Below are 17,359 nucleotides of genomic sequence, written 5' to 3'. Positions count from 1 at the left end.
CAATAAAAGGATACTTTTTATAAAAAAAATGCTATGATATATAAAATGGAGGGAATAAATACATGGAAAATATCAAATTTCATATTACTGTCAAAGCAATTGTCATTTATCATCAGAAAATACTTATTTTAAAAAGAGTTCGTCCATCTAGTGATGGATTAGGTTATTGGGAACTTCCAGGTGGTGGACTAGAATATGGAGAAACACCTCATGAAGCATTAATAAGAGAGTTAAAAGAAGAAACAGGTTTAGATATTAAAATTATTAAACCCGTTTATACTTTTACTGCTATTCGTCCAGATTATCAAACTGTTGGTATTGGTTTTCTTACCATACCGACAAATGATCATGTTCAATTATCTCATGAACATACAGATTATCAATTTGTATCAAGTACAGAATTACTTCAGTATATAGATAAAAAAATTTATGATGATATCATCATGACACTTAAAGAATACGAATCAATGCATATTGAAGATTAAAAAAATCAAGGTTACCCTTGATTTTTTCGTTCATAATAATCTTTTATAGCAGAAATTGATTTCTTTTTAAAACTTATATACATATATCCAAGTACCGCAGTTGATACAACAAATAGAGCTGTTGTTCCAATAAATACATAAGTTAATGTATTATCATTTTCTTCTTCAACAGGAGTATATTTTTGTAATGTCCCTTCAGTATCTTCATATGTATATAATTGAGTTTCCCCAGCTTCATTCATTAAATAGACAAGTGTATAATGTGATAAAGCTTCATCTTCAAATTTCCATCCACTTAATTCAACATCACCAATTTTAATAGTTGCTGTTTTTAAATCTTGGATAGCTTCTAAATTATCTGGGGCATCCATAAGAACATATGTTTTTCCATTAACAGCTACAGTTTGATATTTACTCAAAACTTTATTATTATCTACATCATAAATATAAAATCCTGTGCTATCATCTTCATTTTGTAAATATAATAAAGTTAATCCCATATCTTTATTTTGTAAAGCTGTCACATCTTTATTGTCAATTTTTATTGTTGATTTTTCAAATCCTTTTGGCACATCCGTTTTAGATAAATCATTTAAAATTCCTAAATTTTGATCACCCAATTTAACAAATTGTGTTGGTTTTTCCGTCACATAAACACTTATCGTATAAGTTTTCTTGCTACCATCTTCAGCAGTAACTGTAACTGTAAAATTATTTTCTCCAATTTTCAATTCTTTTTTCCCTGTTCCAGAAACTTTTGCTTTACTATCTTTAGCTTTAGCACTTATAGTTAGCGATTCTGTTTCGCTTGTTAAATCAACTTTATATGTTGTCGTTCCAGAAGAAAACTTTGGCGATAAAGTTCCTTCGGAAACACTTAATGAAGATAAATTCTTTTCACTTGATTTTTTTACTTCTGGTTCTTGAGTTGTAGTTGTATTTGAAGAACTAGTAGAGTTATTTGATGAACTAGAAGAGTTATTTGATGAACTAGAAGAACTGTTTGATGAACTTTGTTTATTTGATACAGTTATTTTTCGACTTCCTCCAACACTAACATAACTTCCATTTAATACAGCATTAGAACTATCACTTATAGCTACTGTTATTGTTCCTGTAGAAGTAGGCGTGACTGTTACACTCCCAGAAAAAGTTTTTGGGTTCCCAGTCATTGATCCATCTACAATTTGAATAGTTCCATTCGTTCCGCAACCACTTACAGTCGCCTTTAAATCTACAGTGTTAACATTTGGAACAGAAACAGTCACACGTAAACTTTCTCCAACTTTAGGTGAAGATGAAGAAAAACTAATTGATGAAGCTGCATATACTGTTTTTATGTTAATAAGCATGAAAACAGTTGTCAAAATAATACAAATACTTTTTATTTTTTTCATAAAAATATAAAACTCCTTATTTCTTTAATATAATTTGAATAACATTGTACATATCCATTGAATCAATTTTGTTATCAGAATTAGTATCGGCTGCTTTATAATTATTTCCAGTTAATTTTGATTTACCCAAAATATGCTGAATTATTTGATACATATCCATTGAATCAACTTTTCCATCACTATTCACATCTCCTCGTGTATAAGATGTAGAACCATCTGAGGTACTACTATCACTACCATTTGTAACAATTGTTACATCTGATGCTGGAATATATAAATAATCCCTTGAAAAACTATATTTATTATCCCAATCTGTATCAGTACGAGAACTGTTTAATGCTGTATCACTTTGAATTTTATGCCATTTCTTACCAGATACTGCAACAGTATCTAAAATAATCACTGGTAAATTATAAGTACGTGGACTATTACCACTTCCTAAAGTATGTGTTACAGTTGAATTAGGTTCTTTATAAAGCTTATAGCTTTTTTGCTGCCCATTAATAATACCAATTGTATATTTATTATAATCACTTCCATAATTATAATAATAATTAACACTTGCAGCTTTTTCTCCCCAATATGGGTCAGATGCATAACGCACATTAATACCAGACAATTTATCTCCTAAATGTCCGCCATTATAACGCCAATCTTCGTTATCCAAGTAACCATTAGAAATAAATTTTTCAGCATGATATTTTATACTTGTTTGTGGATTAGCATAACCATTTGCTCCATAATATGGGTTACTATCTACAGCACCATGTCCAAACAAATTATTTTTATCCATTGCAATTGCACTTGTTCCCCAAGCACTCTCATTTCCAGAAACACCAAACATTAATAATGCATTTGTACCATATGTATTTTGATTTTCAATATAATATTGTCCCATATTCTTCATTTTTGAAGAACTTGAACCAGCTTTATCATTTGTAATAGCATTAAAGTTTGATGCTGTTAAAGTTGTTTTAGAACGATGTGAGAGAAATTGATAGTAATTATAAAATGGGTTTGATTTATTAACAGCATTAGGATAAGATGTATTGCTATTTTGATAATCTTTAATCATTGTTGGATAACTTGTATAGAAATAATGACCATCGTAGCTATAGTATGTCGTTCCTGTATTTAAATAGCTTGGTTTTTTTCCAACTCTTTGCTTACTAGAGCCATTTGTTCCATAATAATATATATGATATAAATAGCCATCTTCTACTTTATAATGAGAAATTTTAGTTTCTTTATCTTTATAATCAACAATAGTCACATCATTTTTATTAAAATCCATAATAGTCCCAGCCTGTTTTGCACGAATTTTACCATTGACTGTTCCAATATAAGCTGCATCCTTAGCATAGCTTCCTGTCGTATAACCATCATAACCAGTCAAAACATTATCATAAGTCAAATAACTATTTCCATCATGACCTTTTGCATTCAAATATACAACACCATATTCAATATCTTTTGTTTTTTCTTCTACTGCATATGTTGTAGCAGAAAAGGTTCTGGCACGTAATTTAGATTTTGCATTCACCTTATTATCCAAAGCTTCTTGAGCTTCTTCTTCACTTTCATAAGTTGCAATAACTTCTTTTTCATCACCAGTTTTGGCAATCAAATCATATTCTTTCGTTTCTTCTATAATCTTAGAATCATCATTTTCAATATCATCAAAATCAATAATAGATGTACTTCCATCTTCGTTAATAACAGTAAAATAATCTGTAATTTCAGGACCACTTTGAGCTTCGTCCTTTGCCTCTACTTGATTTTGATTTGTCACATTTATAAATAACCCCATAATTAAAGTTAAAGAGATAATAAACATACTCAATTGAAATACTTTTTTCCTCATTAAAACACCCCTTCTTTCATTACATTCCAAATAAAATTATATTATATGAAAATATGAAATTCAATCTATTTTCATATATTTTCATACAAAAAAGATGAATTTTACAACAAAATTCCCAAGAAATGTTATAAAATATCATCTTTCTTTTAATTCATCTAAATTATATGGTGTTTGTTGATAAACATAATAGTTTAACCAGTTAGCAAATATTAAATAAGCGTGAGAACGCCATTTTACTTGAATTTCATTATGAATATCATCATTCAAATAGTAATTTTTAGGCATTTCACTGATAATATCAGGATTAGCTAAATCTCTTTTATACTCTTTGTCTAAAGCATCTGGATCATATTCAGGATGCCCAGTTACAAAGAAGCGTGAACCATCTTTAGAAGCAACAATATAAACCCCTGCTTCTTTTGACTCAGCTAAAATATCCAAATCATCAATCTTTTCGATACCTTCTTTAGAAACACTTGTATAACGAGAATGTGGAGCATAAAACTGGTAATCAAAACCTCTTAATATTTTTCTTTTCATCTTTTCAACATTTGTATGGTGTAAATAAACGCCTGTCAACTTATGTGGCAATAAATATTTTGAAACACCATAAAAGTAATATAATGCTGCCTGTGCAGCCCAACAAATAAAGAAAGAACTAAAAACATGTGTTTTTGACCATTCTAATAATGTTGTGAGTTCATCCCAATAATCAACATCATGAAAATCCAACTTTTCAACAGGAGCCCCTGTAATAATAAGCCCATCATATTTATTGTCTTTGATATCATCAAAAGTTTTATAAAAAGCCAAAAGATGTTCTTTAGAAACATTTTTAGAATCATGACTTGCCATATGAATCCAATCAACTTCTATTTGTAGAGGTGTATTAGATAAAAGTCTTAATAATTGTGTTTCAGTCACAATCTTAGTTGGCATAATATTTAAAATAAGTAATTTTAAAGGTCGAATTCTTTGTGTCGTTGCACGTGTTTCATTCATTATAAAAATATTTTCTTCTTTCAATATTTTTGCTGCTGGTAAATTATCTGGTATTTTAATTGGCACAATTATCCCTCATTTCAATGAGTATTGTATCATATTTTATCAAAGACTTGAATATTCTTTTAAAAAGAAATCAATTCATTAAAGACTTGAATAATAAAGGCATCACTCATTCCCGCCAAATAATCTATAATACTTTTTTCAAATGCTTGAAAATCATTCTCGAAGTCATAAACAATTTGATTCTTGTATTGTTCTTTTCTTGGATATTGTTTTATGTATGCATATTTTTCTAACCATGTTAAATAATGACCGATTAACTTTGGATATTGATTGAGATCATGTTTTAATTTTTGTATAAAATCATCATATTGTTTATAATCATATAAAAAATCAAAAAGCGAATTTAATATTAAAGATACATATTTTTCATGAATCTGAACTCTTTTGATTAAATAAATGTTTTGATAATTAAACTTCATAATAACTTTCATTTTATCAAATGCTTCCTGTGATAAACCTATTCCTTTTTCAACCGATGAATTTTCAACAACATCATGAATAAAGTAATTCACAACAGAACCATTATTAATTGCATAAAACTGATAAGTTCCCATTTGATTTAATTGATCTCTTAATTCATCAATTTGTGATTGTTTTAAAACATGAAGTCTTAAGGCATCTTCGATATCTCTTGCGAGATAAGCAATTTTATCTGCCATTTTCACAACGCAACCCTCATAGGTAAAAGGATTATATTCTCCAGCATACTGATAAGCGTTTAAATCAATATATTCTTTTCTTTTTTGAATGTATTTTTGATTCATTTCACCACAGTGCGAAATGATTCCATCTCTTACAGCATAAGTCAAATTTAAATTATATTGATTATGCTGATTATCTTCTAAAAGTTCAATGTGATCAACAAAATGTAAGCTATTTTTTTCATGCCAGAATCTATCTAATTGATGTGACTCTGCAATTTGTGTCAAAATAGTTTCTCCACCATGCCCAAAAGGTGCATGTCCTAAATCATGTCCTACAGCAATCGCTTTTGTTAATTCAGTATTTAAACCTAATTGATGTGCTATAGTATAAGAAATAGATTCTACCAGATTCACATGTTCGCTACGTGTACAGACATGATCATCTTCAACTGCAAAGAAAACTTGTGTTTTATGTTTTAATCGGCGATAAGCCTGTGAAAAAATAATTCTTGTATAATCTCTTGCAAATTCACTTCTTAAATCATATCTTCTTTGATATATATTCGCACATCTTTTGATTGCTTTTTGATAATCAGGATGTTGTTCAAACATTCCATATCCGTCAAATTTCTTTTCCTTCATTTTTGTTACCTCTCTATGTTATACTCATGTTATAACAAAAAAGGAGTGAAAGCAATGGATACACAATTATTTTTACAACAAGCCCATGAATTAGTAAAAGATGAAAAAAATGTTGTTGCTAATATGGCTAATATTTCTGCATTTTTAAATGAAATTCTTCCAAATATTAATTGGGTAGGATTTTATCTATTAGAAGACAAAGAACTTGTTTTAGGTCCGTTTCAAGGAAAGGTTGCCTGTTTGAGAATTCCCGTAGGGCAAGGTGTATGTGGTAAAGCAGCCCTTCTACAGCAAACTGTATGTGTCGGTGATGTTCACCAATTCAGTGGGCATATTGCCTGTGATGAACGCAGTAAAAGTGAGATTGTAATTCCTATTATAGTTCGTCATGAACTTGTTGGAGTTTTAGATATTGATTCTCCTTATTTTAATAGGTTTACAGCTTATGATCAGAAATTCTTAGAAAGTATAGTAGATATAATTGCAAAAGAAATTTTTGAAAAAGTCATGCCTAAAAAAGAAGTTCATAGAATATAAAAGACAGATAGTCTAAGAAGTCACGGGGTTTCCCAAAACGAATAAGTTTTACGGGAAATCTCTTTTTTTGTTTTCTCTTATGCTGGTTTAAAATCACGGGAAATTCTATAATAGTATTATCAGGATATATCTTCTGAAATCTATAGAAAGAAAAAAAGATGAAACCCTCCCGACCAAAGTTGAGTCTCATCTTGTCCTAACGACAATATGATAATATTAAAAACCAGCAGAAAAATCAATACCATTAATCAAAAAAATTATTCCAATGTTATCTTTTCACTAGATTTGTCTCTTCTGTCATGTCCAAAATGCTCTCATAGAGGCTTGTCTGTTCATGGCTACTATAAAAGAAACTTCAAGGACAGCTCCATCAACATCCAGAGAGTCATATGCCCTCATTGCGGCAAAACTCATGCGTTGCTTCTTTTTCCCATGATTCCTTTCCTATCTGCTGTCTCCTTCGATGATATTGTTTCCATTCTTTCCGATTCAACAGATCATCTTATTATCGAACTGTCTCACATATACCATTTCATCGTTAAGCTTGGCAACTGCCCAATAGATGAACTGCTTATCTATAAGAAATTTTCCAGAAACCTGTATTTCTCTTTTCAAACCACATGACCTTTATGTCTTTCTGCTTCCATTTCCTCTATCATGAAGATGTAGAAAAAGAAAGGACGGGATGTTTTATGAAATTACAGATTCTATTGGCTTTGGATGGTGATGACGATGTGTGATAATACCACGACCATGTCCAGCTGCATCATTTCCCAGAATGATTTCCTTGTTTTCTTCAATATCGAGGACAAGAATATCGAAACATTCGATATCCATCATCAGAAGGATGGTGTCTATATTGATGTGACACTGAAGAAGAAGCCCCACCAGTGTCCTGTCTGCCTCAACATGACAGACAGAGTCAAGGACTATAGTGTCAAGCATATCAACCATTCCATACTGACAAACAAGAAATGCATCATCAATTACAGAGCTCGCAGATATAGATGTCCAAAATGCCATAAGACATTTATGGAGTCCAATCCCTTATAAAAGTTAAAATAAGATTACCCAAATTGTTGCAGATAAGTGGTTACACTTTGCATTAATCAGGGTAATCTTTTTTGATATAATTCTTTCCTGTAAAGGAGTGAATTATATTGAATACAGCAGTCATTAAAATAAATAATTTGGATCAGGCTTTAATGTTAAGCAGAGCCTATAAGGAAGGAGAAATTAAATTGAATGTTTCTAAACTTGCAAGAGAATTAAACTGTAGCCGAAAAACACTAAGCAGAAGGCTAAACGGTATCGCACCTAAAAAAACAAGAAACAGAAAAAGATATTTAGATGATTATAAAGATCTTATATACAAATATTTGTGTGATGAACAGAGAAATTTTGATTATATCGATCATATTTATTATTTTATGAAACGTGAACATGGTATCACCTGTACACGTTCGACATTTTCAGATACATTAAGGATAACGAAGAGCTCAATAGTAAATTTAAAAATAACAGAACCGATTCTTTTATCGAACGTTTTGAAACCAATCCTGGTCAACAGGCTCAGTTCGATATGAAAGAAAAAGTTAAACTTACAGATAAAAATGGCACGCAGACAGTAGTATATATTCCTACTCTGACTTTATCATGGTCAAGATATAATTACAGGCAGGTAATATTAAAACCTACAACTGATAACCTGTTAATATTTTTAGCCCAGGCATTTGAAGAAATCGGTGGTGTTCCTAAAGAACTGGTCATTGACAATCTTAAAGCATTTGTAGAAAAGCCTCGTAAATCAGCTGATGATAAAGCTTTATTAAACAGTAAATTTGAAGAATTCTGTAAAGATTATGGAATAACACCTATGCCATGTATGCCATATAGACCTCAAACCAAAGGAAAAACTGAGACACAAAATAAAATAGTGGATCAGCTTAAAAATTATAACGGTTATTATAGCGGATTATCTGATATACATGACAAACTGGAAATAATCAATAACGAGGATAATGAACGTTCCTCACAGGCAACAAGGCTTCCTAGAAATTTTCTTTTAGAAAAGAAAAAGGTGATCTGCTTCCGTTACCCAGCAAAGAAATCAGAAGCAGGTATCACCTTAAATTAAATGAAGTCTATGTTACAAATGAATCACTATTCCAGTATAAATACAATAAATATTCCCTACCACAAGAATATATTGGAAAACGTGTCGGACTAGTGGTCCAAAACAAAGAACTTCTTATATATTATAACGGAAAAATTATTGAAAAACATCCTATTACTAATAATAAATTTAATATAAAAGAAGAACATGAACTTTATTATAAGAAAACAGATAAGCAGGCAGTTAAAGAAAGCAATCAAATAATATTAAAAGAACTGGAGAATATAATTTATGACAATGACTAATGATGTACTGGAACAATTGAATTATTTAAAACTGAAATCAGCATATTCATATTTAAATTCATTAGTAATGAATAATGAAATAGCTGAAGAAGAACTGCATGTAATGCATAAGATACTGAATAAGGAAGTGATAGCTAAAGAGGAGAATAACAGACTTTATAATGTAAAAGTAGCAGCATTTCCTTTTCTAAGAAAAGTTGATGATTATGATTTTAATTTTCAGCCAGGTATAAAAGAAGAAAAAATAAGATCTATTATTGAATCGGATTTTTATGAAAATGCTACAAATATCGTATTTGTAGGTAACCCTGGTACTGAAAAACACATTTGGCAATAGCAATTGCATATACAGTAGCTATAAGAAGAAATAGTGTATATTTTATTAAATTTAATAAATTAATCAATATACTAAGACAGGCATATAATGAGGGGACATTAGAAAGAAAACTAAGACTCTTTTATAAGTATAAGCTGCTAGTCATTGATGAAGTTGGATTTAATGAAATAACACCACTGGAAGCTAAATTATTTTTTCAATTGATTGATTTAAGATATACTAAACGATCTACTATTTTTACAAGCAATATTTCATTTGATAAATGGTCACAGATATTAGGAAATGATGAAATGATAACTAAAGCCATATTAGACAGGATTCTTCATTATTCATATTTATTTAATATCACAGGTCCATCTTATCGAATCAAAGATAAATTAAATCCTAAAAAAACTGAGAACACTTAATTGCAACAAATTGGTCAAATTATCTTGACTTTTATATCCCTTTACCGTTGCTGGCTCAAGAATCTCTCTGGCGACTGTATATAATATCCTGGAGGATTTGAGAAAGCCAAACATGACATTCAGGGATGTGGCCGAACGATACCACATATCCCAGACAACAGCTGCACATGTATTTGACTCATTTGTCTCCATATCAAGAAGACCTCTGCCTGAGTATCTGCTGATAGATGAGGTTTATGCATTCAAGTCTGCTCACAGTAAGTACGTATGCGTTCTTGTCGACTTCGAAACACAAAATATTGTCGATGTCCTTCCGTCAAGAAGAAAGCAGACACTCATGGATTATTTCTTCTCCATTCCTCTTGAGGAAAGGAAGAATGTCAAAATTGTTTCCTTTGACATGTGGGAAACATACAGAATCGTATCGAAAATCATGTTTCCAAATGCAATATGTGCAACCGACCATTTTCATGTGAAGCAGGAATTTGGAAGAAAAATTGACAGAGTGAGAATCGATGTCATGAATAAGTATTATTCCAGAAAAAAATATCTTGAGAAGAAAAAAGAAAAAACCAAGACTGAAAAGCTTGAGTTAAAGGAAGCATCCAAGCATTACTATGCATTAAAGAAATTCAACTGGATGCTCTTCTCCAATGACAATAGAATATTCGACCCTAACGAAAAGAAGATATACAATCATACCCTTGAGGGGTATTACAACTATTATGATATCCTTGAGTTCATGGTCAGACATGACCCTGTACTGGATCTAGCCTATGATCTTAAATATGAGCTGGATGAATTTTACAGCAGATCCAATGAAAAAAACGCATTGAAGAACATAGAAGAGCTGATCATATCCTTCAGGAATTCCCAGATCAAGGAAATGATGGATTTTGGGAATACACTGGTCAAATGGAAATATGAGATTGTGAATTCATTTGTGCCGGCAAATGGAAGACGCATATCAAACGGCCTGATTGAAAACAGAAACAAATCCATCAAGCTGCTGAAACACAGTTCAAACGGATACCTCAACTGGCATCGTTTCAAGACAAGAATCATGTACAGTCTCAATAAAGACTCAACATATCACCTGTATCCAATCAAAAACAAGGGGGATTTTACAGAGTGATGACAAGAAAAAAGATTTATACACTGATTGTGGACAATCATGATGTAAGCATTATCAGCAGACAACGTCTGCTGGAAGACATACTATACAGACTCAATATGATATACGAATATGCAGATGAACTGGATGACTTGACTCAGGAAATCAATCTGAAGTTAGATAAACTGATAGAAAAAGCAGAAAAAAAGAACCATGACCCATCATCAGATCATGATTCTCCTATACAGTTTTAAAATTGTGGGAAGAACAGCCTTCCCACAATTTCTTATAATCCAAAACCCCACAACCCCGTGTTATTTTAGATTACCAAAAGACAATGCTTTTATTTCATGATGAAATTAAGCATTGTCTTTTCCATTATTTTTTAACAACTTTTTCTACTAATGCAACAACTTCTTCCATTGTTGTACAGTTAATAGCCTGATTAGCTAAATCTGCCATTTCTTTTTGAGATAATCCTCTAATTAATTTTCTTTGAGCCAAAATAGATGTTGCTGACATAGAGAATTCATCTAATCCTAGACCTAATAATAATGGTGCTGCCATTGGTTCTCCTGCCATTTCACCACACATACCAGCCCATTTACCTTCTTTATGTGCTGATTCAATAACATGTTTAACCAAACGTAAAATAGATGGATTAAATGGTTGATATAAGTAAGATACACCAGAAGACATTCTATCTGCAGCAAATGTATATTGAATTAAATCATTTGTTCCAATTGAGAAGAAATCTACTTCTTTTGCAAATTGATCTGCCAATACAGCAGCAGCAGGAATTTCAATCATAATACCTACCTGTAATGTATCAGATACTTTAACACCTTCGGCAATTAATTTTTCTTTTTCTTCCATTAAGATACCTTTAGCTTTTCTAAATTCTCCTAATGTTGCAATCATTGGGAACATAATTCTTAAATCACCATAAACTGATGCTCTTAATAATGCTCTCAATTGTGTTCTAAAGATATCTTCTCTTTGGAAACATAAACGAATTGCACGAACGCCTAAGAAAGGATTCATTTCTTTTGGTAAATCAATAGCTTCAATTTCTTTATCTCCACCAATGTCAAGTGTTCTAACAACAACTGGTTTACCAGCCATTCCTTCTAAGATTTCTTTATAAACTTCAAATTGTTTTTCTTCAGTAGGTAATTCAGCAGATTCCATATATAAGAATTCTGTTCTAAATAAACCTACACCTTCACCACCATTTTCTCTCACACCTTCAAGGTCTTTTGGTGAACCGATATTAGCAACCAATTCAACTTGATGACCATCAGTTGAAACAGTTTTTTCATTCACTAATTTCTTTAATTCTTCTCTATATGCGATATAATCATCACGTTTTTGAGTATATTCTTTAATAGTATCTTCATCAGGATTAATCATGACAACTCCTTCAATACCATCAAGAGCAATCATATCACCATCTTTAACTTCATCAGTGATTGTTTTACAAGCTACTACTGCAGGAATTTCTAAACTTCTAGCCATAATTGCTGAATGTGAAGTTCTTCCACCAATATTTGTTGCAAATCCTCTTACAAGATTTTTATTTAATTGAGCTGTATCAGAAGGTGTTAAATCATCAGCAATAATCACAACTTCTTCATCAATCAAAGCTGGATTAGGCAAAGATTTACCTAAAAGATTTGCTAAAAGACGACGAGATACATCTTTAATATCAGCAGCTCTTTCTCTAAAGTATTCGTCCCCCATAGATTCAAACATAGCCACAAAAGTATTAGCCACTTCTTCTAAAGCTGCAGCAGCATTACATTTTTCATTTCTAATCTTATCTTCTACTTGAGTTTTCAATTCAGGATCAGATAAAACCAATGCATGTGCATCAAATACAGCAGCTTCTTCAGCAGATAAATTTTTTGAAGCAGCTTCTTTGATTGCTTCAAGTTGCTTACTCGTACAATCCATTGCATCTTCATAAGCTTTAATTTCTTTTTCAACGTCTTCAACAGTTTCTTTTGTCACTGTCAAATCAGGCATAACTAATTTGTATGCTTTTGCAATTGCAATACCATTAGATGCCGCAATTCCTTTAATCATTGTCATTTTGACCTACCTCCATATAGACTTATTTTACCTTATTTTCCATATAAAATAAAGATTAAACTTTCTTTATTTCGTAAATTTTAAATTTTCAAATTTTGAAAATTTACCTTTTCATTTCATAGTGCTTGTTATATAATAAAGACATATTATAGGAGGGACAAAAATGAAAGTCATTATTGTAAAAGATTATGAAGAAGCAAGCCAAAAAGCTTGTGAAATTATGTTGAATGTTATTAAGAATAATCCAACAGCCAATTTAGGTTTAGCTACGGGATCTACACCTATTAGACTCTATGAATTGATGAGAGAAGATCATAAGAAAAATGGAACTTCTTATAAAACAATTAAGTCATTTAATCTTGATGAATATTTTGGTTTGGACCAATCTCATCCTCAAAGTTATCATTATTTTATGTGTCATAACTTATTTAATGAATTAGATATTGATATGAACAATGTTCATGTGCCAAAAGGTAATGGTGATATTGATGAAGAATGTAAAGCTTATAATCAATTATTAGAAGATAATCCTATTGATATTCAATTATTAGGTATCGGTTCGAATGGGCATATTGGTTTTAATGAACCTGGAACACCTTTTGATTCAGTGACTCATAAAGTTGATTTAAAACAATCTACAATTGAAGATAATGCACGTCTATTCTTTAATGGTAAAATTGAAGATGTACCTACTCAAGCAGTAAGTATGGGAATTGCAAATATCATGAAAGCCAAAAAAGTATTACTTATTGCTTCTGGAGAAGGAAAAGCTAAAGCTATCCAAGCTACTGTTGAAGGTCCAAAAACAACAGATGTACCTGCAAGCGCATTACAAGATCATCCAGATTGTATTTTAATTGTTGATGAAGCTGCTGCAAGTCTATTAAAGAAATAAACATATGATTTTAAAAATCTCACTCCATATAACGAGTGAGATTTTTTATATTTATAAAAAAAACTCCCTATGAAATAAAGAAATTCACATGGAATCAAAAAAGCATATCTAATATGCCAGGAAAAATGAAATGATTTTAAATAACTCCATCTTAAGGAAATCATGATGAAAGAATAAAAAAAGGACGGAACCAGAAGAAGACTGGACCGTCATGTGAACTGGCAGCGTGCTATTGTCGCAGTTGCCCACTATCTTCGCCGCTATGATGCTTAACTTCTGTGTTCGGCATGGTTACAGGTGTGTCCATCATGCCTTCGCCACCAGATCATCTGAGCACGAACGCTCAAAACTGAACAGCTTCCTTCCTCCCACTTCTTATGGCTAAGCTCTCGGTCTATTAGTATCATTCAGCTCAGCATGTCACCATGCTTGCACCCATGACCTATCTACCTCCTCGTCTTGGAGGGACCTTCCTTCCGAAGAATGGGAAGTCTCATCTTGGAGGGGGCTTCACGCTTAGATGCCTTCAGCGTTTATCCCTTCCGGACTTGGCTACCCAGCTGTGCCACTGGCGTGACAACTGGTGCACCATCGGTCCGTCCACCCCGGTCCTCTCGTACTGAGGGCAGCTCTCCTCAAACTTCCTGCGCCCACGACAGATAGGGACCGAACTGTCTCACGACGTTCTGAACCCAGCTCGCGTACCGCTTTAATGGGCGAACAGCCCAACCCTTGGAACCGACTTCAGCTCCAGGATGCGATGAGCCGACATCGAGGTGCCAAACCTCCCCGTCGATGTGAACTCTTGGGGGAGATCAGCCTGTTATCCCCAGGGTAGCTTTTATCCGTTGAGCGACGGCCCTTCCATGCGGTGCCGCCGGATCACTAAGCCCGACTTTCGTCCCTGCTCGACTCGTCTGTCTCGCAGTCAAACACCCTTCTGCCTTTGCACTCTGCGCATGGTTTCCATCCATGCTGAGGGTATCTTTGGGCGCCTCCGTTACTCTTTGGGAGGCGACCGCCCCAGTCAAACTGCCCACCTGACACTGTCCCGTCCTCAGTTCCATGAGGCCCGGTTAGAACTCCAATGCATCAAGGGTAGTATCCCAACGTCGGCTCCTCGAATACTGGCGTATCCGTATCTCAGCCTCCTACCTATCCTGTACATCATGCATCAGAGTCCAATATCAGGCTACAGTAAAGCTCCATGGGGTCTTCCCGTCTAGTCGCGGGTAACCTGCATCTTCACAGGTACTAAGACTTCACCGAGTCTACAGCCGAGACAGCGCCCAAATCGTTACGCCTTTCGTGCGGGTCAGAACTTACCTGACAAGGAATTTCGCTACCTTAGGACCGTTATAGTTACGGCCGCCGTTTACTGGGGCTTCGGTTCATGGCTTCGCTTTCGCTGACCACTCCCCTTAACCTTCCAGCACCGGGCAGGCGTCACCCCCTATACTTCGACTTGCGTCTTCGCAGAGAGCTGTGTTTTTGGTAAACAGTCGCTTGGGCCGTTTCACTGCGGCTCAGCTTCCACTGAGCACTCCTTCTCCCTAAGTTACGGAGTCATTTTGCAGAGTTCCTTAGCTATAGTTCTCTCGCTCACCTTAGGATTCTCTCCTTACCCATGTGTGTCCATTTTCGGTACGGGCAGAATGCAGTTATGCTAGAAGCTTTTCTTGGAAGCTGGCTTCAGACTCTTCTGTACTTATCGCAATGTTCCATCCGCTTCACGCCTTCGGGTTATGCCATCCGGATTTGCCTGGATGACCCCTACCTCGCTTGCTCCAGCTTTTCCGTCAGCTGGTTGTCCTAGCCTTCTCCGTCACTCCCTCGCCTGCACTCCGGTACGGGATTCTCCACCCGTTGTCCATCGACTACGCCTTTCGGCCTCGCCTTAGGTCCCGACTTACCCAGAGCGGACGAACCTTCCTCTGGAAACCTTGGGTCTCCGGTGCGTGGGATTCTCACCCACGTGCCGCTACTCACACCGGCATTCTCTCTTCCACACGCTCCACGACTCCTTACGGTATCGCTTCTTCGCTGTCTGGAACGCTCCCCTACCATTTACATCGTAAATCCATAGCTTCGGTATCATGCTTAGCCCCGGTAAATTTTCGGCGCAGAGTCATTCGACCAGTGAGCTGTTACGCACTCTTTCAAGGATGGCTGCTTCTGAGCCAACCTCCTGGTTGTCTGTACATCTCCACATCCTTTTCCACTTAGCATGTATTTGGGGACCTTAGCTGATGGTCTGGGCTGTTTCCCTCTTGACTATGGACCTTATCACCCATGGTCTGACTGCCGTCCATGTCTTCATGACATTCGGAGTTTGATTATGCTCAGTACCTCGAGATGAGGCCATCACATATTCAGTGCTCTACCTTCATGCGACTTCCTGACGACGCTAGCCCTAAAGCTATTTCGGGAGAACCAGCTATCTCCGGGTTCGTTTGGAATTTCACCCCTAGCCACAATTCATCCGCCAACGTTTCAACGGGGGTCGGTTCGGTCCTCCATCGGGTCTTACCCCGACTTCAACCTGATCATGGCTAGATCACCCGGTTTCGGGTCTATGACATGCAACTTTCGCCCTCTTCAGACTCGCTTTCGCTTCGGCTCCGCATCCCCTGCTTAACCTCGCTCCACATCATAACTCGCCGGCTCATTCTACAAAAGGCACGCCATCACCCATTAACGGGCTCTGACTTCTTGTAAGCATATGGTTTCAGGTTCTCTTTCACTCCCCTCCCGGGGTTCTTTTCACCTTTCCCTCACGGTACTGGTCCACTATCGCTCACCAGGGAGTATTTAGCCTTTCGAGATGGTCCTCGATCCTTCCGTCAGGATTCCTCGTGTCCCGACGTACTCAGGGCCTGCCTCGCCTTCCTCCACGACTTCGGATACGGGAGTTTCACCCTCTTCGCTGCGCCTTCCCCTGCGCTTCTCCTGTCATGTCAGATAGGCTTTATCGGCACCCCTATAACCCCATCCTGAGATGGTTTGGGCTCCTCCGCTTTCGCTCGCCACTACTTACGGAATCGTTCTTACTTTCCTTTCCTGCAGGTACTGAGATGTTTCAGTTCCCTGCGTATCGCCTCGATTCTTCATCGATGTCATCCTCTTGGATGACGGGTTCCCCCATTCGGACATCGACGGGTCTTTGCATGCTTACTGCTCGCCGTCGCGTTTCGCCGTTTGCTGCGTCCTTCTTCGCCTCCTGGTGGCCAGGCATCCGCCATACGCTCTTCTTCGCTTAACCTAAAGTGTTCTCTTTTCGTGCTTTCTTAGTTTGCAACTAGATGATTTCGACCTTCTTCCTGATCTCTTTCATCTTTCGTTTCTTCGCTTTCTTGTAGAAAGTTTGCTGTTCAGTTTTCAATGTCCCTGCCTTGAATGCATCTTTCCAGATACACTCAAAACCAAACAGTATCCACATCTTCTCTTCTCCCTA

Annotated in this window: 16 protein-coding genes, 2 rRNA genes and 1 pseudogene; 10 read left to right on the top strand and 9 right to left on the bottom strand. The window is 35.2% G+C overall.

Translation table 11 applies throughout. The annotated features are described in order from the left end of the window. Window positions 1-62 precede the first annotated feature (62 nt). Window positions 63-485: an NUDIX domain-containing protein gene (locus tag KEC48_RS02275; RefSeq protein ID WP_205090768.1), complete on the top strand. Its 423-nt coding sequence runs from the start codon at window positions 63-65 to the stop codon at window positions 483-485. An 11-nt stretch (window positions 486-496) separates the two neighbouring features. Here the strand turns inward: KEC48_RS02275 and KEC48_RS02270 are convergent, their stop codons facing one another. The 4 genes from KEC48_RS02270 to KEC48_RS02255 form a co-directional block, all read right to left on the bottom strand. Then, window positions 497-1,882 (bottom strand): cadherin-like beta sandwich domain-containing protein, encoded by a 1,386-nt coding sequence (locus KEC48_RS02270; RefSeq protein WP_211964101.1) that lies wholly within the window; start codon window positions 1,880-1,882, stop codon window positions 497-499. Between the two features lie 16 nt (window positions 1,883-1,898). Beyond that, entirely contained in the window at window positions 1,899-3,746 is a 1,848-nt protein-coding gene (locus KEC48_RS02265) for a glucosaminidase domain-containing protein (RefSeq protein ID WP_211964099.1), read from the bottom strand. 135 nt (window positions 3,747-3,881) lie between these two features. Next, complete coding sequence (gene metA, locus KEC48_RS02260; protein ID WP_211964097.1) at window positions 3,882-4,814, bottom strand: homoserine O-succinyltransferase; 933 nt, start codon at window positions 4,812-4,814, stop codon at window positions 3,882-3,884. A 59-nt stretch (window positions 4,815-4,873) separates the two neighbouring features. Beyond that, the gene (locus KEC48_RS02255) at window positions 4,874-6,100 is read right to left on the bottom strand and encodes an HD domain-containing protein (RefSeq protein WP_211964095.1); all 1,227 of its coding nucleotides are present in this window, start codon (window positions 6,098-6,100) and stop codon (window positions 4,874-4,876) included. 54 nt (window positions 6,101-6,154) lie between these two features. Between KEC48_RS02255 and KEC48_RS02250 the strand changes: the two genes are divergently transcribed. After that, window positions 6,155-6,637: a GAF domain-containing protein gene (locus KEC48_RS02250; protein WP_205090763.1), complete on the top strand. Its 483-nt coding sequence runs from the start codon at window positions 6,155-6,157 to the stop codon at window positions 6,635-6,637. Window positions 6,638-7,327: 690 nt separating this feature from the next. Here the strand turns inward: KEC48_RS02250 and KEC48_RS16135 are convergent. Beyond that, a complete protein-coding gene (locus KEC48_RS16135) occupies window positions 7,328-7,660 on the bottom strand; it encodes a hypothetical protein (protein ID WP_249191397.1) in 333 nt (110 codons plus the stop codon). 137 nt (window positions 7,661-7,797) lie between these two features. Here KEC48_RS16135 and KEC48_RS02235 point away from each other — a divergent pair, with 137 nt between their 5' ends. From KEC48_RS02235 to KEC48_RS02205, 7 genes and pseudogenes are all read left to right on the top strand, one after another. Continuing rightward, window positions 7,798-8,223 carry a hypothetical protein gene (locus KEC48_RS02235; protein WP_211961932.1) on the top strand — a complete coding sequence of 142 codons (426 nt, stop codon included), beginning with the start codon at window positions 7,798-7,800 and terminating at the stop codon, window positions 8,221-8,223. Further along, window positions 8,220-8,774, top strand: coding sequence for a DDE-type integrase/transposase/recombinase (locus KEC48_RS02230; RefSeq protein WP_211964084.1), 555 nt, complete (start codon window positions 8,220-8,222; stop codon window positions 8,772-8,774). Before KEC48_RS02235 ends, KEC48_RS02230 begins: the two co-directional genes overlap by 4 nt. Before the next feature lie 92 nt (window positions 8,775-8,866). Next, window positions 8,867-9,058: a hypothetical protein gene (locus tag KEC48_RS02225; RefSeq protein ID WP_211962971.1), complete on the top strand. Its 192-nt coding sequence runs from the start codon at window positions 8,867-8,869 to the stop codon at window positions 9,056-9,058. Then, window positions 9,045-9,395: an ATP-binding protein gene (locus KEC48_RS16415; RefSeq protein WP_211962969.1), complete on the top strand. Its 351-nt coding sequence runs from the start codon at window positions 9,045-9,047 to the stop codon at window positions 9,393-9,395. The genes KEC48_RS02225 and KEC48_RS16415 overlap by 14 nt, the downstream gene beginning before the upstream one ends. After that, window positions 9,386-9,802, top strand: coding sequence for an ATP-binding protein (locus KEC48_RS16410; protein WP_211962967.1), 417 nt, complete (start codon window positions 9,386-9,388; stop codon window positions 9,800-9,802). The genes KEC48_RS16415 and KEC48_RS16410 overlap by 10 nt, the downstream gene beginning before the upstream one ends. A gap of 49 nt (window positions 9,803-9,851) precedes the next feature. Further along, a pseudogene (locus KEC48_RS02210) lies at window positions 9,852-10,937 on the top strand (ISL3 family transposase); the annotation flags it as partial. After that, window positions 10,934-11,170: a hypothetical protein gene (locus KEC48_RS02205; protein WP_087358087.1), complete on the top strand. Its 237-nt coding sequence runs from the start codon at window positions 10,934-10,936 to the stop codon at window positions 11,168-11,170. The pseudogene KEC48_RS02210 and the gene KEC48_RS02205, both read left to right, overlap by 4 nt. Window positions 11,171-11,294: 124 nt before the next feature. Here KEC48_RS02205 and ptsP read toward each other — a convergent pair whose 3' ends face one another. After that, window positions 11,295-13,004 (bottom strand): phosphoenolpyruvate--protein phosphotransferase, encoded by a 1,710-nt coding sequence (gene ptsP, locus KEC48_RS02200; protein ID WP_211965370.1) that lies wholly within the window; start codon window positions 13,002-13,004, stop codon window positions 11,295-11,297. A 169-nt stretch (window positions 13,005-13,173) separates the two neighbouring features. On the opposite strand from ptsP, the gene nagB reads away from it, so the two are divergent. Continuing rightward, the gene (gene nagB, locus KEC48_RS02195) at window positions 13,174-13,905 is read left to right on the top strand and encodes a glucosamine-6-phosphate deaminase (protein WP_087357590.1); all 732 of its coding nucleotides are present in this window, start codon (window positions 13,174-13,176) and stop codon (window positions 13,903-13,905) included. A gap of 216 nt (window positions 13,906-14,121) precedes the next feature. Here the strand turns inward: nagB and rrf are convergent. The 3 genes from rrf to KEC48_RS02180 form a co-directional block, all read right to left on the bottom strand. Further along, window positions 14,122-14,230: ribosomal RNA gene (rrf, locus tag KEC48_RS02190) — 5S ribosomal RNA — on the bottom strand. 52 nt (window positions 14,231-14,282) lie between these two features. Next, window positions 14,283-17,167: ribosomal RNA gene (locus KEC48_RS02185) — 23S ribosomal RNA — on the bottom strand. Between the two features lie 36 nt (window positions 17,168-17,203). Next, entirely contained in the window at window positions 17,204-17,344 is a 141-nt protein-coding gene (locus KEC48_RS02180; RefSeq protein ID WP_211962230.1) for a hypothetical protein, read from the bottom strand. Window positions 17,345-17,359: the final 15 nt, after the last annotated feature.

The sequence above is a fragment of the Clostridium sp. C1 genome (assembly GCF_018223625.1).
Classification (GTDB): domain Bacteria; phylum Bacillota_I; class Bacilli_A; order Erysipelotrichales; family Coprobacillaceae; genus Allocoprobacillus.
The sequence above is the reverse complement of the archived record's forward strand: the minus strand, read 5'-3'. Positions and strand labels throughout refer to the sequence as shown.